General features: G+C 67.9%; 17 protein-coding genes. 15 read left to right on the top strand and 2 right to left on the bottom strand.

The window, feature by feature from the left end; translation table 11 throughout:
- Positions 1-82 precede the first annotated feature (82 nt).
- The 8 genes from lepA to F0415_RS02510 all read left to right on the top strand — a co-directional run bounded on the left by lepA (position 83) and on the right by F0415_RS02510 (position 11,141).
- Entirely contained in the window at positions 83-1,876 is a 1,794-nt protein-coding gene (gene lepA / locus F0415_RS02545; RefSeq protein WP_149859639.1) for a translation elongation factor 4, read from the top strand.
- Positions 1,877-1,910: 34 nt separating this feature from the next.
- The gene (lepB, locus tag F0415_RS02540; protein ID WP_425457814.1) at positions 1,911-2,726 is read left to right on the top strand and encodes a signal peptidase I; all 816 of its coding nucleotides are present in this window, start codon (positions 1,911-1,913) and stop codon (positions 2,724-2,726) included.
- A 30-nt stretch (positions 2,727-2,756) separates the two neighbouring features.
- A complete protein-coding gene (locus F0415_RS02535; protein ID WP_149859637.1) occupies positions 2,757-3,134 on the top strand; it encodes a DUF4845 domain-containing protein in 378 nt (125 codons plus the stop codon).
- A complete protein-coding gene (gene rnc / locus F0415_RS02530; protein WP_149859636.1) occupies positions 3,131-3,787 on the top strand; it encodes a ribonuclease III in 657 nt (218 codons plus the stop codon). Before F0415_RS02535 ends, rnc begins: the two co-directional genes overlap by 4 nt.
- Positions 3,784-4,686: a GTPase Era gene (gene era / locus F0415_RS02525; RefSeq protein ID WP_149859635.1), complete on the top strand. Its 903-nt coding sequence runs from the start codon at positions 3,784-3,786 to the stop codon at positions 4,684-4,686. Before rnc ends, era begins: the two co-directional genes overlap by 4 nt.
- A 4-nt stretch (positions 4,687-4,690) precedes the next feature.
- Positions 4,691-5,404 (top strand): DNA repair protein RecO, encoded by a 714-nt coding sequence (recO, locus tag F0415_RS02520; protein ID WP_149859634.1) that lies wholly within the window; start codon positions 4,691-4,693, stop codon positions 5,402-5,404.
- Positions 5,405-5,694: 290 nt separating this feature from the next.
- Positions 5,695-10,539 (top strand): RHS repeat domain-containing protein, encoded by a 4,845-nt coding sequence (locus F0415_RS02515; RefSeq protein WP_149859633.1) that lies wholly within the window; start codon positions 5,695-5,697, stop codon positions 10,537-10,539.
- On the top strand, positions 10,539-11,141 hold the full coding sequence (locus F0415_RS02510) for a hypothetical protein (protein ID WP_149859632.1): 603 nt from the start codon (positions 10,539-10,541) through the stop codon (positions 11,139-11,141). The genes F0415_RS02515 and F0415_RS02510 overlap by 1 nt, the downstream gene beginning before the upstream one ends.
- Positions 11,142-11,266: 125 nt before the next feature.
- Here F0415_RS02510 and F0415_RS02505 read toward each other — a convergent pair whose 3' ends face one another.
- Together F0415_RS02505 and F0415_RS02500 are read right to left on the bottom strand one after the other, a co-directional pair.
- On the bottom strand, positions 11,267-12,235 hold the full coding sequence (locus F0415_RS02505; protein ID WP_149859631.1) for an IS5 family transposase: 969 nt from the start codon (positions 12,233-12,235) through the stop codon (positions 11,267-11,269).
- A 332-nt stretch (positions 12,236-12,567) separates the two neighbouring features.
- Positions 12,568-13,236, bottom strand: coding sequence for a response regulator (locus tag F0415_RS02500; RefSeq protein ID WP_188310264.1), 669 nt, complete (start codon positions 13,234-13,236; stop codon positions 12,568-12,570).
- 46 nt (positions 13,237-13,282) lie between these two features.
- Between F0415_RS02500 and F0415_RS02495 the strand changes: the two genes are divergently transcribed.
- The 7 genes from F0415_RS02495 to F0415_RS02465 all read left to right on the top strand — a co-directional run bounded on the left by F0415_RS02495 (position 13,283) and on the right by F0415_RS02465 (position 20,195).
- Positions 13,283-15,319 carry a hypothetical protein gene (locus F0415_RS02495; RefSeq protein WP_149859629.1) on the top strand — a complete coding sequence of 679 codons (2,037 nt, stop codon included), beginning with the start codon at positions 13,283-13,285 and terminating at the stop codon, positions 15,317-15,319.
- Positions 15,320-15,329: 10 nt separating this feature from the next.
- Positions 15,330-15,944 carry a YdbL family probable chaperone protein gene (locus tag F0415_RS02490; protein WP_149859628.1) on the top strand — a complete coding sequence of 205 codons (615 nt, stop codon included), beginning with the start codon at positions 15,330-15,332 and terminating at the stop codon, positions 15,942-15,944.
- A gap of 119 nt (positions 15,945-16,063) precedes the next feature.
- Positions 16,064-17,386: a 23S rRNA (uracil(1939)-C(5))-methyltransferase RlmD gene (rlmD, locus tag F0415_RS02485; protein WP_149859627.1), complete on the top strand. Its 1,323-nt coding sequence runs from the start codon at positions 16,064-16,066 to the stop codon at positions 17,384-17,386.
- A gap of 8 nt (positions 17,387-17,394) precedes the next feature.
- Positions 17,395-17,898, top strand: coding sequence for a CYTH domain-containing protein (locus F0415_RS02480; RefSeq protein WP_149859626.1), 504 nt, complete (start codon positions 17,395-17,397; stop codon positions 17,896-17,898).
- The gene (gene nagZ, locus F0415_RS02475) at positions 17,898-18,905 is read left to right on the top strand and encodes a beta-N-acetylhexosaminidase (protein ID WP_149859625.1); all 1,008 of its coding nucleotides are present in this window, start codon (positions 17,898-17,900) and stop codon (positions 18,903-18,905) included. The genes F0415_RS02480 and nagZ overlap by 1 nt, the downstream gene beginning before the upstream one ends.
- A complete protein-coding gene (locus tag F0415_RS02470; protein WP_188310279.1) occupies positions 18,902-19,450 on the top strand; it encodes a hypoxanthine-guanine phosphoribosyltransferase in 549 nt (182 codons plus the stop codon). Before nagZ ends, F0415_RS02470 begins: the two co-directional genes overlap by 4 nt.
- 1 nt (position 19,451) lies before the next feature.
- Positions 19,452-20,195, top strand: coding sequence for an S-methyl-5'-thioinosine phosphorylase (locus tag F0415_RS02465; protein WP_149859623.1), 744 nt, complete (start codon positions 19,452-19,454; stop codon positions 20,193-20,195).
- Positions 20,196-20,209: the final 14 nt, after the last annotated feature.

Genomic DNA, 20,209 nt, shown 5'->3' with positions numbered 1-20,209 from the left:
GGGGCGGGACGACCCGTCCCGGGAACCCCCGGGCCCGTGCGATAATGCCGTGTTTTCGCCCCCGTCCGGCGCCCGGCCCAGCATGCAGCACATCCGCAACTTCTCGATCATCGCCCACGTCGACCACGGCAAGTCCACGCTCGCCGACCGCATCATCCAGCTCTGCGGCGGGCTGGAGGCGCGCGAGATGGAGGCGCAGGTGCTCGACTCCAACCCGATCGAACGCGAGCGCGGCATCACCATCAAGGCGCAGTCGGTGTCGTTGCCGTACACGGCGCGCGACGGCAAGACCTACCAGCTCAACTTCATCGACACCCCCGGCCACGTCGACTTCAGCTACGAGGTCAGCCGCTCGCTGGCCGCCTGCGAGGGCGCGCTGCTGGTGGTGGACGCCGCCCAGGGCGTGGAGGCGCAGTCGGTGGCCAACTGCTACACCGCGGTGGAGCAGGGCCTGGAAGTGGTGCCGGTGCTCAACAAGATCGACCTGCCCACCGCCGACGTCGAGCGGGTCAAGAAGGAAATCGAGGCCGTCATTGGCCTGGACGCCTCCGATGCCGTCGCCATCAGCGCCAAGACCGGCCTGAACGTGCAGGAGGTGCTGGAGGCCATCGTCCAGCGCATCCCGCCGCCGAAGCCGCGTGACACCGACAAGCTGCAGGCGCTGATCATCGATTCCTGGTTCGACAACTACCTGGGCGTGGTCTCGCTTGTGCGGGTGATGCAGGGCGAGCTCAAGCCCGGCGACAAGATGCTGGTGATGTCCACCGGCCGCACCCACCAGGTCGACCAGGTCGGCGTGTTCACCCCCAAGCGCAAGGTGCTCGACCGCCTGGGCGCCGGCGAGGTGGGCTGGATCACCGCCTCGATCAAGGACGTGCACGGCGCCCCGGTCGGCGACACCCTGACCCTGGCCAACGACCCGGCCCCGCAACCGCTGCCCGGCTTCCAGGAGATGAAGCCGCGGGTGTTTGCCGGCCTGTTCCCGGTCGATGCCGAGGACTACCCGGCCCTGCGCGAGGCCCTGGAAAAGCTGCGCCTGAACGACGCCGCCCTGCGCTTCGAGCCGGAAAGCTCCGAGGCCATGGGCTTCGGCTTCCGCTGCGGCTTCCTCGGCATGCTGCACATGGAGATCGTCCAGGAACGCCTGGAGCGCGAGTACGACCTGGACCTGGTCACCACCGCCCCGACCGTGGTCTACGAGGTGCTGCAGACCGACGGCAGCATCCTGATGCTGGACAACCCTGCCAAGCTGCCGGCCGCGAACAAGGTCGAGGAAATCCGCGAGCCGATCATCCGCGCCAACATCCTCACGCCGCCGGATTACGTCGGCAACGTGATCAAGCTGTGCGAGGAGAAGCGCGGCAGCCAGATCGGCATCCAGTATCTCGGCTCTCAGGTGCAGATCAGCTACGAGCTGCCGATGGCCGAGGTGGTGCTGGACTTCTTCGACAAGCTCAAGTCGGTGTCGCGCGGCTACGCCTCGCTTGACTATCACTTCGAGCGCTTCCAGGCCGGGCCCTTCGTCCGGGTGGACACCCTGATCAACGGCGACCGGGTGGATGCGCTCAGCCTGATCGTGCACCGCAGCCATGCCGATCGGCGCGGCCGCGACCTGTGCGAGAAGATGAAGGAACTGATACCGCGGCAGATGTTCGACGTGGCCATCCAGGCGGCGATCGGTTCGCAGATCATCGCCCGCACCACGGTAAAGGCGTTGCGCAAGAACGTGCTGGCCAAGTGCTACGGCGGCGACGCCACGCGCAAGAAGAAGCTGCTGGAAAAGCAGAAGGAAGGCAAGAAGCGCATGAAGCAGGTCGGCCGGGTGGAAATCCCGCAGGAGGCCTTCCTCGCCGTGCTGCAGGTGGACAACAAGTGAGCGGCGCCGCCGCGGGAGATAGCCAAGCGTGAAGATCGACCTCGCCCTGATCCTGACCGTGCTGGCCGCCGTCACCGGCCTGATCTGGCTGCTGGACCACCTGTTCTTCGCCAGGCAACGCCGGCTCATGCGGGACGAGGGCGAAGAGGTGGCCGAGCCGACCGTCGTCGAATACTCGCGCTCGCTGTTTCCGGTGATCTTCGCCGTGCTGCTGTTGCGCAGTTTCGTCGCCGAGCCGTTCCGGATTCCCTCGTCTTCGATGATGCCGACCCTGCTGGTGGGTGACTTCATCCTGGTCAACAAGTTCGCCTACGGCCTGCGCCTGCCGGTGCTCAACAGCAAGGTGCTAGCGCTGGGCGAGCCGGAGCGCGGGGACGTGGTGGTGTTCCGCTACCCCGGCATGGGACCGGACGACGAGAACGCCGGCATGGATTACATCAAGCGGGTGGTGGGACTGCCCGGCGACCGGGTCGCCTTCCGCGACCAGACCCTGTTCATCAACGATCGGCCCGTGGCCAAGACGGCGGCCGGCGTGTACGTGGGCAGCGGCCGCGGCCGGGAGATGACCGGCGCCACGTTGTATCAGGTCGAACTGCCGGGCGGCCGCAGCCATGCCAGCCTGGAGGCGGCCCGTTTCGGCGACCCCCGGGGGGAGGGCAGCTGGGTGGTGGAACCGGGTCACTATTTCGTCATGGGCGACAACCGGGACCACAGCCTGGACAGCCGCTACTGGGGCCAGGTGCCGGAATCGGCCCTGGTCGGCAAGGCCTTCGTGATCTGGCTCAACTGCGAGGGCTGGTTCTGCACAGGCGCGTTTGACTACACCCGGATTGGCGATACCATCCGCTGAGCGGAAAGCCTGGGGAAAGGGGAAACGGACATGAAGCGCGAGCAGCACGGCATCACCCTGATGAGTTTCCTGATGGTCCTGGTCCTGGTGGGCTTCTTCGCCCTGATCGGGATGAAGCTGTTTCCGATGTACAGCGAGTACTACAACCTCAAGGGCGTGATGAAGGACTTTGCCGCCCAGCCGAACTCGGCCAGCCTGACCCCGGCCCAGATCCAGACCGACCTGTTCCGCCGCTTCAACATCGCCTACGTGGAATCGGTGAAGAAGGAAAACATCAAGGTAATCCGCACCGGCCGCACGGCCCAGCTGAACATCGCCTATGAGGTCCGTACCCCACTGATCGGCAACCTCGACGCGGTCGGCAAGTTCGACTACACCGTAGACCTTTCCGGCACCCCCGCGGAGTGATCGACAGGATCGGCCACCCGTTCCGGAACCCCGAACTGCTGCAGCAGGCCCTCCGGCACCGCAGCGCCGGGGCGCCGCACAATGAACGCCTGGAATTCCTCGGCGACGCCATGCTCAACCTGGTGGTCGCCGAGGCGCTTTATGCCCGCTGGCCCAAGGCCGACGAAGGCGCCCTGACCCGGGCCCGCGCCGCCCTGGTGCGCGAATCCGCCCTGGCCGAGCTGGCCAGGCGGCTGGAGCTCGGCCCCCGGCTCGAGCTCGGGCCCGGCGAGATGAAGAGCGGCGGCGAACGCCGCGATTCCATTCTGGCCGACGCCCTCGAGGCGGTAATCGCCGCCATCTACCTGGATGCCGGGTTCGAGGCCTGCCGGGCGACGGTGCTTCCCTGGTTCGATGTCGAGTTGGAGCGGCTGCCAGCCGGCAAGGTCGAGAAGGATCCCAAGACCCGTTTGCAGGAGTGGCTGCAGGGTCGGCAGTTGCCGCGGCCCGAATACATCCTGCTGGAGACCCGCGGCGACGACCATGCCCGGATCTTCCTGGTCAGCTGCCGTACCAGCGAACCCAGCCTGGAAGAGCAGGCGGAAGGCAGCTCGCTGCGCGCCGCCGAGCAGGCCGCCGCGGAGCGGATCCTGGCGAGACTGGAGGCCCGGTGAGCGAGTCCGCCACGCCTTACCGCACCGGCACCGTCGCCGTGCTCGGCCGTCCGAACGTGGGAAAGTCCACCCTGGTCAACGCCTTGGTCGGCGCCAAGGTCAGTATCGTTTCGCCCAAGCCGCAGACCACCCGGCACCGCCTGCTGGGCATCGCCACCTTCCCCGAGGGGCAGCTGTTGCTGGTGGATACCCCGGGCATCCACCGTGAGCAAAAGCGGGCCATGAACCGGATGATGAACCGCGCCGCCCGCGGCGCCGTCGAGGGCGTGGACGCCGCCGCCCTTGTGGTCGAGGCCGGTCGTTGGACCGACGAGGATGGGCTGGCCTATTCGGCCCTGCGCCAGGCGGGCGTGCCGGTGGTGCTGGTGATCAACAAGGTGGACAAGCTGGCCGAGAAGGCGCAGCTGCTGCCCTTCATCGCCCAGATCACCCGCGAGCGCGAGTTCGCCTCCGTGCACCCGATCTCCGCGCTCAAGGCCAAGGGTCTGGAGGCGCTGGTCAAGGATCTGGTGTGCTTGATGCCGGTATCCGGACCGCTGTACGGCGAGGACGAAATCACCGACCGCAGCCAGCGTTTTCTCGCCGGCGAGCTGGTGCGCGAACAGCTGATGCTGCGCCTGGGCGAGGAGCTGCCGTATTCCACCACGGTCGAGATCGAACGCTTCGAGGAGGACGGCGATCTGCTGCGCATCGCTGCCGTGATCTGGGTCGAGCGCGAGGGCCAGAAGCCCATCGTCATAGGCAAGGGTGGCGAGCGCATGAAGGCGATCGCCACCGCCGCCCGCCAGTCCATGCAGGCGCTGTTCGGGCGCAAGGTCTTCCTGGAGACCTGGTGCCGCGTGCGCGAGGGCTGGTCGGACGACGAGGCGGCGCTGCGCCGGTTCGGCTATTCGGACTGATGCCATGCGGGTGCTGGCCCAGCCCGCTTTCGTCCTGCACGCGCGGCCCTGGCGGGAAACCAGCCTGATCGTCGAGCTGCTGACCCGCGACCACGGTCGCGTCGGCGTAGTCGCCCGCGGCGTGCAGGGCCCGAAGCGGCATCCGCTGCGCGCCGCCCTGCAGCCGCTGCAGCACCTTCGCGTGGACTACCTGCCGCAAGGCGAGCTGGGCCGGCTGCTGCAGGCGGAGGCGGTGGATGCTGCGCCGGTGCTGCAGGGCGAAGCGCTGATGGCCGCCTTCTATGTCAACGAGCTGGTGCTGCGCCTGCTGCCGCGCCAGGACCCGGCACCGGGGTTGTTCGAACGTTACGGCTGCCTGCGCGCCGAGATGGGCGGTGAGGGCTCATTGGCGTGGACCTTGCGTCGCTTCGAACGCGACCTGCTGGACGAACTCGGCTATGGCCTGCCCTGGGATCAGGACGAGGCCGGCCAGCGCCTTGACCCGGCCGCCCGCTACCGCCTCGATCCGGAACGTGGCCCGGTCCGCGACACGCGCCACCAGCCCGATTCGCCCAGCGGCGCCGCCTTGCTGGCCCTGGCCGAAGACCGGCAGCCGCCACCGGCCCAGCTGGCGGAATTGCGGGTCGCGCTGCGTTCGGTGCTGCTGGCCCATCTGGGACCGACGCCGCTGAAGTCCTGGGGCCTGCTCTCGGACCTGGCCAGGCTGGGGCGGGAGTAGGCGACCGTAGCACCCGCGGATCGTCGAGGATTGTCGAGCGACGAGGCGCCGTGATCCCGCCGCATCAGACCGGGGCTGGTCGGGCGCATGACCAGATGGTGGAGCCCCGGGTGGCTGTCGCCGGCGGTGCGGGCCGGTTGGCGGCGGGCGGGGTAGGGGTGGGCGATACCTGCCGAAGGTCTGATTTGTGATGTCCGTCACATTTTTCCTGTCCTGTCGGCGGTTCGTCCCTCGTAACCTTCGAGTGCGTGCGTGCTTGGGGTGCGCGGTCGGGTGCGGGGAGGAAGCCCATGCGGGATGGTCGTTTGTTTGTGGCGATGCCGGCGCTGGCGTTGCTTGCTGCCTTGATCGCCGGACCGGTGGCGGCGCAAGCCAAGTTCAAGTGGGAGGAACACAGCGCGCTGGTCAAAGCGCGGCAGGTGGTGGGCGCGCTGGGTCCGGACTTTGCCGGTGATGATGTTGGCCTGTACAACGGCAGCCTGCGCTTTTCGGCGACCGATGTGGAGCTGCCGGGCAATGCCGCGCTGACGGTGGCGATCCGGCGCAGTTTTGCCGTAAGCGAGCATCGGACCCAGGCCTTGGCCTTCGGCGACTGGGATATCGAGCTGCCGCGCGTACATGGCGTATTTGCCCGGCAGACGGGCTGGGTCAATGCCAGCGGTAGCCCAAGCCGGTGTGCGGTGGGCAGTGTCGCGGCAGCGCAGCCCCCGGCGGTCACCCTGGGTAGCAACTTCTTCCTGCCGGAGCAGTACTGGCAGGGTCATCAGGTGGACCTGCCGGGCAGGGGCAGTCAGGAACTGTTGCTGACGGCGGCGGGGTCGCAGCGGCCTGCTGGCGGCCCGTGGTACTGGGTGACGAATGACTGGACTTATTTCGGCTGCCTGGCAAGCGTGCGCAATGGCAGCGGCCAGGGGTTCCTTGCGATTACCGCCGACGGCACCCGGTACTGGTTCGATTGGATGGCGAGCAACGGGGTAGAGGGGTTACGGGCGAAGGTCAACCAGGTCGAGGCCAGAAGCGGCGATGTCATCCTTTATCGTGACCGGGTGTCGCTGTACGCCACCCGGGTCGAGGACCGGTTCGGGAACTGGGTCACGTACAGCTATGCCAATGCGGCCGACCAGCCGGTCCGTCTGACTGCGGTGGAAGCCAGCGATGGTCGCCGGATCACGTTGGGTTATGACGGCCAGGGGCGGGTGGCCTCGGTGACGGCACACGGCCGAAGCTGGTCATACCAGTACGGGCCCGGGGGCAGTCTGACGCAGGTAGGTCTGCCGGACGGCAGCCGCTGGACGATCGACTTTGCCGCGTTGTCGTCCGCGGGTATTCGCTACGTGACCCAGGAGCCCGGGGAACCGTGGCGCGACTGTTTCAATCCGCCGGACGTCCTTAGCGGCGAGGCGGTTGGTCGCATCACCCACCCGTCTGGTGCGACTGCGGAGTTCACGGTTGCGCCGCGGCGGTTTGGCCGCTCGAACGTGCCGTACGTCTGCGAAAACGTGACCGGGCCATATAACGACCCCAATGACGACCTGCCGGCGTATCCGGTGCAGTTCTATGCGCTGGCGCTGTTGCGCAAGCGGGTAACCGGTCCCGGCCTGGCTGCGGCCGAGTGGAATTACGATTATGGCGGGGTATTTGGCTTCGCGCCGGTTCAGGGTCATTCCTTCACCGAAGTGAGGGGACCGGAAGGAACCTATGTGCGGTACACGTTCGGCAACCGTTACCGGGACAACGAGGGCCTGCTGCTGAGGGTCGAGCGGGGAACTGGGCCGACGGGGATCCTGGAGAGCCGGGATGACGAGTATCAGATCAGCGGAAGCGGCCAGCCGTTTCCGCCGATGTTGGGCCAGAGCCCGCAGCCGCGCGGCGACAGCTTTACGGCCGAGGCCTTGAGGCCACTGAAGAGCAGCGTGACCAGACGACAGGGCACCGACTTTTCTTATTTGGTGACTCAGTACGATGCTTTTGGCAGGCCGGTGTCGGTGATCCGTGCCAGTTCGCTCGGTACCAGCCGCACGGAACGCACCGAATACTTCCACCATCTGGGCGCATGGGTGCTGGGGCAGGTGGCGCGGGTGACGGTAACCGACACGGAGCCCGATGTCGTGCTTGCTGAAGTCGAGTACGACCCTACGACGGCACTGCCGCTACGGTTCTACGCGCCGGGCACGACCACGACGCGTGGTCCGCTCGAGCAATCGCTGTCCTACCACGCCGACGGCACGGTGTGGACGGTGACGGACGGGCGGGGCCAGGCGACGACGCTGACGGACTGGAAGCGGGGCATTCCGCAGACGATCGGCCAGGCGGACGGGACGGTGGTGAAGGCGGGGGTGAACGATCAGGGCTGGATCGTCTGGCGGGAGGACGAGCGGGGATCGCGAACCTGTTACGGTTACGATGGGATGGGCCGGGTGAGCGGGGTGACCTGGCCGTCGGGGAGCCAGGCCGGGGTGTGCGATGCCAGCGCCTGGGCGCCGACCGGCTACGCCTACGTGCAGGTGGCCAGCAGCGAGTACGGCCTTCCGGCCGGGCACTGGCGGGTGGTGGAGAGCCGGGGAAGCTACCGCAAGGCGACCTATTACGACGGCCTGTGGCGGCCGGTGATCGAGCGGGAGTACGACGCGGCCGACCCGGGGGGCACGCAGCGCTTCCGTGGCTGGCGCCACGACGCCTACGGGCGGGTGGTGTTCGAGGGCTACCCGCGGGCCAGTGCCAGCGGCATCGCCTCGTTCGGCCAGGGCGTGGGCACCGCCTATGACGCCCTGGGCCGGGTCACCCGGGTCAGCCAGGACAGCGAACTTGGCCCGCTCGTCACCACCACGGCCTACCTGAGCGGCTACAAGACCCGCGTCACCAACCCCCGCGGTTACAGCACCTTGACCGAGTACCTGGCCTGGGACCAGCCCAGCACGGCCTGGCCGGTGAAGATCGTCCAGGCCGAAGGACAGCCGGAACAGCAGAGCACCCAGATCGCCCGCAACGCTTTCGGCCACCCGACCCGCCTGACCCGCTCGGGCATGTACGACGGCAGTGCGCAGTCGGTGGTGCGGCAGTACGTGTATGACGCCCAGCAGCGGCTGTGCAAGCGGATCGAGCCGGAGACGGGCGCCACCCTGTTCGCCTACGACGCCGCCGGCAACCTGGCCTGGAGCGCCGAGGGGACGGGCCTGAGCACGCTGAGCTGCGACCGCGGCAGCGTGGCGGCGGCCGACAAGGTGCTGCGCCGCTATGACGCCCGCAACCGCCTGATCCTGGTGGACTACCCGGACGACACCCCGGACGTGAGCACCACTTACCACCCGGACGGCGCCGTGCACCAGGTGGTGTCCGGCCAGGTCACCCTGACCTATGGCTACAACCGCCTGGGGCGACTGACCAGCGAGCGCCTGCAGTACGGCAGCCTCGACTGGCTGACCCAGTACGGCTACACCGCCCTGGGCCACCTGGCCACGTTGACCTACCGGGACGGCCACCAGGTGAACTACGCGCCCAATGCCTTGGGCCAGCCGACCCAGGCTGGTACCTACGCCACCGGCGTCACCTACCACCCGAACGGGGCGATCAAGCAGTTCACCTACGGCAATGGCCTCGTCCACACCCTGAGCCAGAACATCCGTGGCCTGCCGGAACGCAGCCGGGACGCCCTGGGCAGCACGGTGATCCTGGACGACAGCTACGACTACGACCACAACGGCAACGTGGCGGCCATTTCGGATGGCTTGCCCGGCCAGCCCGGCAACCGGGACATGCGCTATGACGCTCTGGACCGGCTGCTTGGGGTGACCGCAGGCAGTGCTCAAGGGGGCAACGGAAGCTTCGCCTACGATGCCCTGGACAACCTCCGCCGCCTGGCCCAGGGCAGCCGGGACTACCGGCTGGCGTACGACGCGGCCAACCGCAACCATCAGGTCAAGGACGCCGCCGGGGCCGGGGTGTTCAGCCAGAGCTACGACGCCCGCGGCCGCCTGGTGCAGCGGCAGTGGGTGGGCGGTCCGACCGACACGTTCAGCTTTGACCTGGCCCACCGGCTGACCGCCAGCACGGTGGGGGGCCTGTCCAGCACCTATGTGTATGACGGCCTGGGCCGCCGGGTCCGGGAGGTGCAGGGTGCCTCGACCTACTTCCAGTACGGCCAGGATGGCCGGCTGCTGTACACGAACGACCTCAAGACCCAGTTCAGGCACAACCACATCTACCTGGGCGGGACGCTGGTGGCGACGCGGACGGTGTCGTTCGACGGCGCCGTTCGCTATGTCCGTTACCAGCACACCGACGCCCTGGGCAGCCCGGTGGCGGAGACGGACGAGGCCGGCCAGGGGGTGGGCCGCGAGCGGCTGACGGCCTGGGGCGAGCCGGCGGACGGCACCTGGCGCAATGGCCCGGGCTTCACGGGGCACCGGATGGACGCGGCCACCCGGCTGGTGTACATGCAGCAGCGCTATTACGATCCGGTGATCGGGCGGTTCCTGAGCGTGGATCCAGTGGCGGCCGACATGACGACCGGATGGAACTCCAACCGGTACAACTACGCCGCCAATAATCCGTATGCGAACCGCGACCCTGATGGGCGGGCCTGCGACAGCCTTAGCGGTAGCGGGTGCGGTATGTCAGCGTCGGGTCAGTCGACAAGCGACCCTGCCGCTGCTCGTGCGGCAGCAGGGCTTGTTGTCGACTTTATCCCTGTTGTTGGTGATGCTAAGGCTGTTTTCGAAGCCATTCAGGATCCAAGTGCAGTCAATATTGCTGCGGCGGGCGTTGGGCTTGTTCCCGTCTTTGGTGATGCTGCTGGCAAGGCCATCAAGGCAGGAAGTAACATCGCCGAGAACGCCGCCAAAGGTGCCAGAGCAGAGGATGCTGTGGCGACAAGTTTGGGCGATTCGGTGGCTGGGCGACGTGTGACGCTTGAAGCTTCAACTGGACAAAGAAGTGTTGCGGACATCGTAACGACAGATCGTGGAGTAGTAGAAGTGAAGAGTGGCGGTGGGAGACTTTCTCCTGGGCAGAGGGCGGTGCAAGCGGACATCGATGCTGGCCGCCCAGTCACGCCTCGTGGTCAGAACGCTGCGAATGCAGGTCTTGAGCCGGGCAAGCCAACCCAAATGAAATGCTATGACGTGAAGCGCTGCTGATGAGTGCCGTCGAACGTTGCGATGCGGCCTACAAGCAGAGGGTTCTGGAGGAGTGCTATAGAGCACTGGAGGCGGCAGGTTTCACGCGTTACCGGAAAGAGAATGTTGATTGGCCGCTCAGAAATGACTTTCATTGTTGGGTCGGACTCAATCATGCTTTGAAGCAGGAGTATGTGGAAGTCAATCCATTTGTTGGTGTGCACGCTGTGCCAATCATGAAGCTTTGTACCGCTCTTGAGGGACGGAAGTACAACCGTAGTATTGCGACATACGCTGTGCACATGGGCGAACTGGCACCAAATGAAAAGATGTTTCGTTTTACGCGTCAGACGAACCTTGAAGCCGAAGCAGCGCGCCTAGCGCATCTGTATGTGAGCATTGGGCTGCCTTACGGCGAGTCGATCGCAAGCTACCAGCACTTGTTGCCATTACTCCAAGAACGTGTGCCCGTGCTGGGTGGATACCCTGAACGGGTCGCCGCCTGTTTGTACCTGATGGGCCGCAAGGACGAGGCGCGCGCTTTTGTCGAAGACTTCCTAAAGGATCACCGCGGCTATTTTGAATGCTTCGCGATGCCATTCTTGAAATTGTTAACGCATTAGGGAAGGTCTGATCAACGCGCCTTGACCGCTTGATTTCAGCGTCGAGCGCCCGACCAGGCTCGGTTTGACCAAATCTACGCCATTTCGAGCCGTTTTCGACCGGGTTTCCCGTCCATCGGACGGATCTATCCCGTCGGTTGCAACACCCGTCGCCTCGCCATCCACAGGTTCGACAACGCGAACAGCGTCAACACCTGCGCCGCATTCTTCGCCAGCCCGCGGTAACGCACCTTGGTGTAGCCGAACTGCCGCTTGATCACCCGGAACGGATGCTCGACTTTCGCGCGCACGCTGGCCTTGTAGTGCTCCCACCGCGCGGCGTAGTGGCGGTCGCGCTTGTTCTTCATCGCCCGCAGCTTCGACGGCTTCTCCGCGATCAGGAAGCCCGCATCAACATGCTGCAACTCGGCGCGCTTGTCCGCCCCGGTGTAGCCGCTGTCGCCACACACTGTCTCCTCGTGCCCATGCAGCAGCTTGTGCATCTGGGTCACATCCGCCACGTTCGCCGCCGTGCATTGCACATGGTGAACAAGGCCGGATTCGTCATCGACCCCAATGTGCGCCTTCATCCCGAAATGCCACTGGTTGCCCTTCTTCGTCTGGTGCATCCCCGGGTCGCGCTGACCCTCCCGGTTCTTGGTCGAACTCGGCGCCGCAATGATCGTCGCATCCACGATCGTCCCCGACCGCAGGCTCAGCCCCTTGCGCTGCAGGTGCGCATTGACCTGCGCAAAGAGCTTCCCGGCCAGGCCGTGCTGCTCCAGCAAACGCCGGAAGTTCAGAATCGTCGTCTCGTCCGGGATGGCGTGCAGCCCGCCGATCCCGGCAAACCGGCGCATCACCGAGGTGTCGACCAGCGCCTCTTCCATCGCCGGGTCGGAAAGCGCGTACCACTGCTGCAAAAAGTGGATGCGCAGCATCGTCGCCAACGGATACGGCGGCCGGCCCGGGCGGCCCATCTTCGGGTAGTGCGGCTCGATCAGACCCAGTAGCGCCTGCCACGGCACCACCTGCTCCATCTCGGCCAGAAACAGCTCCCGGCGCGTCTGCTTGCGCTGGCCCAGGTCCTCGGCGTCACCGAACGTCAGCTGCATCGATCGTCTTTCCAGATACGGTGCGCTATTGTCGCCCAGTCAGGCTGATTTGTTCAGAGTTTCCTTAGCATGTACAAGTTGGGTAATTACCCGACACTGGGCCACCGGTAGCGGCGGTCAGGCCGTAAGCTTCCCCGTCAAGCACACAACGCGAAAGTAGAACTTCGAATCGCCCCGGTGATTCCAGAGACTCCAGGTCGAAGCAGGGCCAGATGTCCGACGCCGTGGACGGCTCGATGTTCACCGATCGACCCCATGAGCCCGTAGCCGCGTCATGCGGTTCCGGAACAAGGGGCGTTCAGTCGCGGATGAATCCGGCGCGGCCCGACCTATCAGATCCCATCCCCGGGCCGAAGCAGTTCCCGCGCCCGAAACTCGAAGGTCCGCCGGCACGCGCTGTCCCATGGCTCGTCGTGCAAGGCCCGCGCGGCCTGTCCCAGCGCGGCTGCGCCGACGAATCCGCAGCTGCCCTTGAGCCGGTGCAGGAGAGCGCGGGCGGCCGTGACATCGCCGGCATCCAGGCAGGCGAGCACCTGGCGCAACTGTTCGGGCAACTCGTCGAGGAAAAGCTTGCGCAGGTGCCGCATGGCTTCGGCGTTGTCCGCCAGGGCGGCCAGCGCCGCGCGGTCATCCCAGGCGGGCAAGGCCAGGCAGTCGCTAACGGTGCGGCGCAGGGCTTCACCGCTGACGGGTTTGCTCAGCGCGGCCCGGAAGCCCATGGTCCGCAGCATGCCGTCGGTGGCCGCGACGTCGTCGGCGGTCAGGGCCAGGGCAGGGGTATCCCGGCCCTCGCGGCGAAGCCGGGCCAGCAGGTCCCGGCCGTCGCCGTCGGGCAAGCACAGGTCGAACAGCCAGACGGCATGCCGGCGTTCGCGTGCCAGCGTCTCGGCTTCGGCGATGCCGCCGGCGCAGTCCACCGGCAAGCCCAGGGGGGCCAGTGCCTGGGACAGGAAGCCGCGACTGACCGGATCGTCTTCGAGCAGGAGCAGACCTGGATTCATCGGTGCGCACGTGTCATGGCCGTTCCCCGGCACTATGCTTGCGAGCATGCGCAGACCCGCGATCCGCGGCAAGACCTGGGGGCTGTCCCTGCTGGCGCTGTTGGCGACGCTGCCGGCGGCCTTGCCCGCGCAGGCGCGCGAGCTGCGCCTGCGGGTGGAGACGGTACGCAGCGAGGCGGCACAGCTGGCCGGCGTGCAGGCCCGTCTGCGTTGGCCCGACGACGGAGAAAGCGGCGAGCTGGAGCTGGTGGCCGAACGTGCGATCGCGCCCTTGCTGGCCTTCGAGGGGCGGGATCTGGCCTGGCGCTGCCCGCTCCAGCGCGAGGGGCCGGACGGGTGGAGCTGCGCCGGCCCGGTCAGCCTGGGTGGCCGCGAGCGGGCCGGCCTGCGGGTCGCCCTGTCGCCGGCCGCCCTGGAGGCGGTGCTGGGCCGTGGCGCCACCCGCATCGGCGTGCACACCGTCGCCGGCGCACCGGGGCAGGTGCGCGTTCAGCTGGAGAAATTGCCCGTCGCCTGGCTGCAAGGCTTCCTGTCCGGGCTCTGGGCCGACGGGCGCTGGAGTTCCGGCCGCGTCGACGGCCGGCTCGATCTCGGCCTGGGCGCGGCGACTACGGTGACAGCGGACCTACGCCTGGACGACATCGGCCTGGACACGCCCGGCGGTATACTGGCGGCGGCCGGCGTGGGCGGCGACCTGGCGCTGGACCTGGATCGGCAGGGTTCCGACACAAGCCTGCAGGCAAGGCTGAAAGTCCGCGGCGGCGAATTCCTCGCCGGCAGCCTCTACGTCCCGCTGCCTGTGGGCGGCGCCGAAGCCGAGCTGCAGATGGAGCAGCGCGGCAGCAGCCCTTGGCGTTTGCCGCGCTTGCGCTGGTTCGACCCGGGTGTGCTGGAGGTGAGTGGACGGGCGATGCTGGATGCCGAGGCCGGCCTGGACGACCTGCAACTGCAGCTGCGCATCGCCGATCTGACGACGGCCCGCGACCGTTACCTCAGCGGTTTCCTGGCGCCGGCCGGCTTTCCCGACCTGGTGCTGACCGGCGTGCTGGGCGCCGAGATCTCCATCCAGGACGCCCGCCTGACCCGCCTGGACCTCGAGGCGGAGATGCTCAACGCGGTGGACCCACGCCAACGTTTTGTCCTTTCCGGCCTGGACGGCAGCCTTCGCTGGCATGCCGGCACTGATCCGCTTGCCAGCCGCCTGGCCTGGCGTAGCGCCGCCTTGTACGGCATCGGCCTGGGCGCGGCGGAGTTCGAATTGAGCAGCCTCGACCGCGAGCTGCGCCTGGTCCGCCCCACGGCCGCCGAAACCCTGGGCGGTCGTATTACGCTCGAACACTTGCGCTGGCAGCCACCCGCAAAGGGGCGAGGCGCCCGATTCCAGCTTGGCGTCCGCCTGAACGGACTCGACCTGGGCAGCCTGTCGCAGCGCCTGGGCTGGCCACCGTTCAGCGGCAGCCTCGGCGGGCGCATTCCCTCGGCGCGTTATGCCGATGGCGTTCTTACCCTGGACGGCGGTCTGGCGATGCAGGTCTTCGGCGGCACCTTGGAGCTCTCGGACCTGGTGATGGAGCGGCCCTTTGGTGTCGCGCCGACGCTCTCGGCCAACGTCGAGATCGAGGATGTGGACATGGAGCCGATGACCGCTGCCTTCGGTTTCGGTTCCATCACCGGCCGCCTCGACGGCTACATTCGCGACCTGCGCATGGTGGACTGGTCGCCGGTGACCTTCGACGCCTACCTGCGCAGCGACGATGGCTGGAAGGGCAAGCGGCGGATCAGCCAGCGCGCGGTCGAGGACATTTCCCGGGTCGGCGGTGCCGGCCTGATGGGCAGCCTGCAGGCCCAGGCCTTGCGCCTGTTCGACGACTTCGGCTACGCCCGCCTGGCCCTGGGCTGCCAGCTGCGCGACAACGTCTGCCGGATGTCGGGCGTGGATTCAGCCGGCGATGGCTATACCATCGTCCAGGGCGCGGGGCTGCCGCGCATCCAGGTGGTGGGCTTCCGCCGCCGGGTGGATTGGCCGACCCTGGTGGCCCGCCTGAAGGCGGCCACCGAGGGCCAGGCCCCGGTCATCCAGTAAGGAGAGAGCGATGCGCAAGGCCAGTTCTAGATTCCTGCAGGTGTTCACGGTGGCGGCGGCCGTGCTGGCGCTGGGAGCATGCGTCACCATCAACGTCTATTTCCCTGCGGCCGAGGCCCAGCAGGCGGCCGAGGAGTTCGTCGAAAAGGTTATCGGCGAGGACGAGGCCAGCCCGGCCAGCGAGCAGCCGCAGGCGCTGCAGTTGCCGGCAGCTCGCCGAGGCTTCGATCCGCTGTCCCTGTTGATACCGAGCGCGCAGGCGCAATCACAGGAGCAGCTCAACATCCGTACCCCGGCCATCCAGGCGATCCGCGACCGCATGGCGCAGCGCTTCCAGGGCACCCTGCAGCCGCACTTCGACAGCGGGGCGCTCGGTTTCGGCAAAGATGGCTTGGTGGTGGTGCGCGACGCTGGTTTGTTGCCGCTCAAGGACCGGGTGGCCGTGAACGCCGCCGTGGCTGACGACAACCGCGACCGCAAGGCCCTGTACCGAGAGATTGCCGTGGCCAACAACCACCCGGAGTGGGAAGCGCAGATCCGTGAGACCTTCGCCCGGCAGTGGGTGGCCAGCGCCCGCAAGGGCTGGTGGTACCAGGCCGCCGACGGCAGCTGGAAGCAGAAGTAAGGTCCACGCAGAACGCGGCGAGCCGGGCGCAGCTCCGGCCCGCCGCGCTGTGGGCCCTGCTTTCCGCCGGCAGGGCATGGGTGTGCGACAATCCGCGGCCCGCTCCACCAGGCCGTCCCGTGTCCCGTTCCCGCAGCAAGCTTCACCAGCGCCTCGAACTCGACATCCATGATCTCAGCCACGATGGCCGCGGCGTCAGCCGCAACGCCGAGGGCAAGACGGTCTTCGTCGAGGGCGCGCTGCCGGGTGAACTGGTAAGGGCAGAGCGTACCGGCCGCAATCGTCACTTCGACGAGGCCCGCACCCTGGAGGTGGTGAGGGCCTCGCCGGACCGGACTGAGCCGCGCTGTCCGCATTTTCGCGACTGTGCCGGCTGCGTGCTGCAGCATATGCGCGAGGAGAAGCAGATCGAGGCCAAGCAGCGAACCCTGCTGGACAACCTGCGCCGCATCGGTCACGTCGAACCGGAACGGGTGCTGCCGCCACTGACCGACGCCGCCTGGAGCTACCGGCGCAAGGGCCGCTTTTCGGTGCGCTACGTCGAGAAGAAGGGTAGGACCGTGGTCGGTTTTCGCGAGGCCAACCCGCGCTTCGTCGCCGACCTTACGCAATGCCACACCGTGCTGCCGGAAATCTCGGCCGCCATTCCCGAACTGGCGGCGCTGGTGGATGGTATGGACGGTCGCCGCATCATTCCTCAGATCGAGTTCATCGCCGGCGACGAGGGCCTGGCCTTCGTGTTCCGGCACCTGGAGTCGCTGTCCGAGGGTGACCTGGAGAAGCTGCGCGACTACGCCCGCCGCAGTGGCCACGCCGTGTTCCTGCAGCCAGGAGGCGTCGACTCCGTGCATCCGCTGTGGCCAGAACGGTTCCCGCTGTCGTTCTTGCTGCCGGAATGGAACCTGCGCCTGGCGTTCCGGCCCCTGGACTTCATCCAGGTCAATGCCGGCCTCAACCACCGGATGATCCGCCTGGCGCTGGACCTGCTCGATCCGCGGCCCGAGGATCGGGTGCTCGACCTGTTCTGCGGCCTGGGCAATTTCACCCTGCCGCTGGCGCGCAGGGCGGGCCGGGTAGTGGGCGTGGAAGGCGAGGCCGGGCTGGTGCAGCGGGCGCGCGAAAACGCCGCCGCCAACGGCCTGACCAATGCCGAGTTCCATGCCGCCGACCTGGCGAAGGACCTGGCCGGCGAGCCCTGGATGCGCGCAGGCTTCGACAAGCTGCTGCTGGACCCGCCCCGGGCTGGCGCTGCCGAAGCGCTGGCGCAATTGCCGCTCAGGGGCATCGGCCGCATCGTCTATGTGTCCTGCCATCCGGGCTCGCTGGCCCGCGACGCCGGCTTCCTGGTGCGCGAGCGCGGCTACCGGCTGGTTGCCGCCGGCGCCATGGACATGTTCCCGCAGACGGCGCACGTCGAATCCATCGCCCTGTTCGAATGCTGAGGCAAGGGATGGGAATCGAGATCGAAAGGAAGTTCCGGGTGATCGGCGAGGGCTGGCGGCGCCGGGTCACGCGCTCGCAGCGCATGGTCCAGGGCTATCTCAACGACGCCGCCAGCCTGCGCGAGGGCCGGCAGCAGGCCTCGGTGCGCGTGCGCGTCGCCGGCGACCGCGCCTGGATCAATCTCAAATCACGCGAGATCGGCAGCACCCGCCAGGAATTCGACTACGAGATTCCGCTCGCCGATGCCGAAGCGCTGCTGAATCTCTGCGTAGGCGGCCGGGTGGAGAAACTGCGGCATTACGTGCACCACGGTGGCCACGTCTTCGAGGTGGACGAGTTCCTCGGCGAGAATGCCGGCCTGGTGGTGGCCGAACTGGAGCTGGACTCGGCCGATGCCGCCTTCGAACGACCCGACTGGCTGGGCGCGGAAGTGACCGGCCAGCCGCGGTACTACAACCTGGCGCTCGCCGAGCGCCCGTACGCGCGCTGGAGCGCGCAGGAGCAAGCCTGATGCTGGTGATCGGAATCGCGGGCCACAGCCTGGCCGCGGAAGAGCGGGAATGGCTGCAGCACCCGGCGGTGGCCGGCGTGATCCTGTTCTCGCGCAACTTCGCCTCGCGCGAACAGGTGGCGGAACTGACCGCCGGCATCCGCGAGGCCGCGCCGCGGCCCATACTGGTCTGCGTGGACCAGGAAGGGGGCCGCGTGCAGCGCTTCCGCGACGGCTACCTGCCGCTGCCGGCGTTGGCGGGCCTCGGCGCGATGTACGAGCGCGACCCCGCCGGTGCCCTGGCGCTGGCTCGCGAGCACGCCTGGCTGATGGCCAGCGAGATCCGCGCCACCGGCCTGGACCTGAGCTTCGCCCCGGTGGTGGACCTGGGCCGCGGAAACCGCGCCATCGGCGACCGCGCCTTCCACGCCGAGCCGGCGGTGGTGGCCGAGCTCACCCGTGCCTATGTCGCCGGCATGCACGAAGCCGGCATGGCCGCCACCCTCAAGCATTTCCCCGGCCACGGTTCGGTGCTGGAGGACACGCACTTCGACGAGGCGGTGGATCCGCGGCCGCTGGCGGTGCTGGAAGTCGAGGACCTGTTGCCTTTCCGGGCCGGCATCGCTGCCGGCGCCGACGCGGTGATGATGGCGCACGTACGCTATCCCGAGGTCGCGCCGGAGCCGGCCGGCTATTCGCCGCGCTGGATCAGCGAGATCCTGCGCGCGCGGATGGGTTTCCGCGGCGTGGTCTTCTCCGACGACATCGGCATGGCCGCGGCCGAATCGGCCGGCGGCGTGCGCGCCCGCATCCTGGCCCACCTGCGGGCGGGTTGCGACGTGGTGCTGGTCTGCCCGCCGGCCCTGGTGCCGGCCTCGCTGGCGACCATGGACGACGCGCCGCCGACCAATGCCGCGGCCTTGACCGCCTTGCTGGGCCGCGGCGCCGCCGGCTGGGACAGCCTGCTGGCGCAGCCGCGTTACGATCAGGCCCGGGCTCGCCTGGCCGGGCCGGAAGGAGTTGCCTGATGAGCCTGGACCTGGCCACCGCCCTGCAACGCTCGACGGTGCTGTACGACCGCGAGCGCCTGGACCACGAGATCCGCCGCCTGGCCGCCGAACTGGACGCACACTATGCCGGCGGCGAGCGGCCGCTGCTGCTGACCGTGATGCACGGCGGCCTGCCCTTCGCGGGCCAGCTGGCACTGGCCATGCATACCGACATCGAGTTCGATTATGTGCATGCCAGCCGCTACCGTGGCCAGACCACCGGTGCCGGCCTGGCCTGGCTGCATCGTCCGGCCACGCCGCTGCGCGGGCGCAAGGTGCTTCTGGCCGACGATATCCTCGACGAAGGCAATACCCTGCGCGCGATCCGCCAGTGGTGCCTGGACGAGGGCGCCAGCGAAGTGCGGGTGGCGGTGCTGGCGGAAAAGGAACACGACCGGCGGGTGCCCGGAATCGCCGCCGAGCATGTCGGCGTGAAGGTGCCGGACCGCTACGTCTACGGCTACGGCATGGACGTTTACGGCCAGGGCCGCAACCTGCCGGCCATCTACGCCCTGGAGGACTGAAATGGCCGGTTTGGACCTCGCGGTGATCGGCGGCACCGGCGTCTACCGCCTGGCCAGCCTGGAAGGCGCCGAGGCGGTGGGCGGCGACACGCCCTGGGGCAAGCCCTCGGGACCGGTGCGGGTGGGCACGGTGGCCGGCAAGCGGGTCGGCTTTCTGGCACGGCATGGCGAAGGCCATGCGTTGCCGCCGCATCGGGTGAACTACCGGGCCAATCTCTGGCGGCTGAAAGAGCTGGGTGCGCGGCGCGTGCTGGCCATCAACACCGTCGGCGGCATCACCGAACGTTTCGCTCCGCGGGTGCTGGCCTGCCCCGACCAGCTGATCGACTACACCTGGGGCCGTGCCGGCAGCTACTGGGACGGCGAGGGCGGCGAGGTGCTGCACGTGGACTTCGGCGATCCCTACAGCCCGGCATTCCGGGCCGAGCTGCTGGCGGCGGCGGCGCGGGCCGGCGTGGCGGTGCTGGACGGCGGCTGCTACGGCGCCACCCAGGGGCCGCGTCTGGAGACGAAGGCCGAGATCGCCCGACTGCGCCGCGACGGCTGCGATCTGGTCGGCATGACCGGCATGCCCGAAGCCGGCCTGGCCCGCGAGGCGGGTCTGGAATACGCCTGCCTGGCCGTGGTGGCCAACTGGGCGGCCGGCTGCGGCGACGCCACCGAGATCACCCTGGCCGATGTGCTGGCCAACGTCGAGGCGGCGTCGGCCGGTTTGCCGGCCGTGGTCGAGGCCTTGCTGGGGTGATTGTCAAGCGTTTT

Source organism: Arenimonas fontis (genome assembly GCF_008386465.1).
GTDB classification, from domain to species: Bacteria; Pseudomonadota; Gammaproteobacteria; order Xanthomonadales; family Xanthomonadaceae; genus Arenimonas; species Arenimonas fontis.
The sequence above is the reverse complement of the archived record's forward strand: the minus strand, read 5'-3'. Positions and strand labels throughout refer to the sequence as shown.

Bases quoted from the DNA above. Each gene is read 5' to 3' on its own strand.
- F0415_RS02495 (WP_149859629.1), top strand. From the start codon at position 13,283: ATGCGCAGACCCGCGATCCGCGGCAAGACCTGGGGGCTGTCCCTGCTG.
- F0415_RS02480 (WP_149859626.1), top strand. From the start codon at position 17,395: ATGGGAATCGAGATCGAAAGGAAGTTCCGGGTGATCGGCGAGGGCTGG.
- nagZ (WP_149859625.1), top strand. From the start codon at position 17,898: ATGCTGGTGATCGGAATCGCGGGCCACAGCCTGGCCGCGGAAGAGCGG.
- F0415_RS02515 (WP_149859633.1), top strand. From the start codon at position 5,695: ATGCGGGATGGTCGTTTGTTTGTGGCGATGCCGGCGCTGGCGTTGCTT.
- F0415_RS02490 (WP_149859628.1), top strand. From the start codon at position 15,330: ATGCGCAAGGCCAGTTCTAGATTCCTGCAGGTGTTCACGGTGGCGGCG.
- F0415_RS02510 (WP_149859632.1), top strand. From the start codon at position 10,539: ATGAGTGCCGTCGAACGTTGCGATGCGGCCTACAAGCAGAGGGTTCTG.
- F0415_RS02465 (WP_149859623.1), top strand. From the start codon at position 19,452: ATGGCCGGTTTGGACCTCGCGGTGATCGGCGGCACCGGCGTCTACCGC.
- recO (WP_149859634.1), top strand. From the start codon at position 4,691: ATGCGGGTGCTGGCCCAGCCCGCTTTCGTCCTGCACGCGCGGCCCTGG.
- lepA (WP_149859639.1), top strand. From the start codon at position 83: ATGCAGCACATCCGCAACTTCTCGATCATCGCCCACGTCGACCACGGC.
- F0415_RS02535 (WP_149859637.1), top strand. From the start codon at position 2,757: ATGAAGCGCGAGCAGCACGGCATCACCCTGATGAGTTTCCTGATGGTC.
- F0415_RS02505 (WP_149859631.1), bottom strand. From the start codon at position 12,235: ATGCAGCTGACGTTCGGTGACGCCGAGGACCTGGGCCAGCGCAAGCAG.
- F0415_RS02500 (WP_188310264.1), bottom strand. From the start codon at position 13,236: ATGAATCCAGGTCTGCTCCTGCTCGAAGACGATCCGGTCAGTCGCGGC.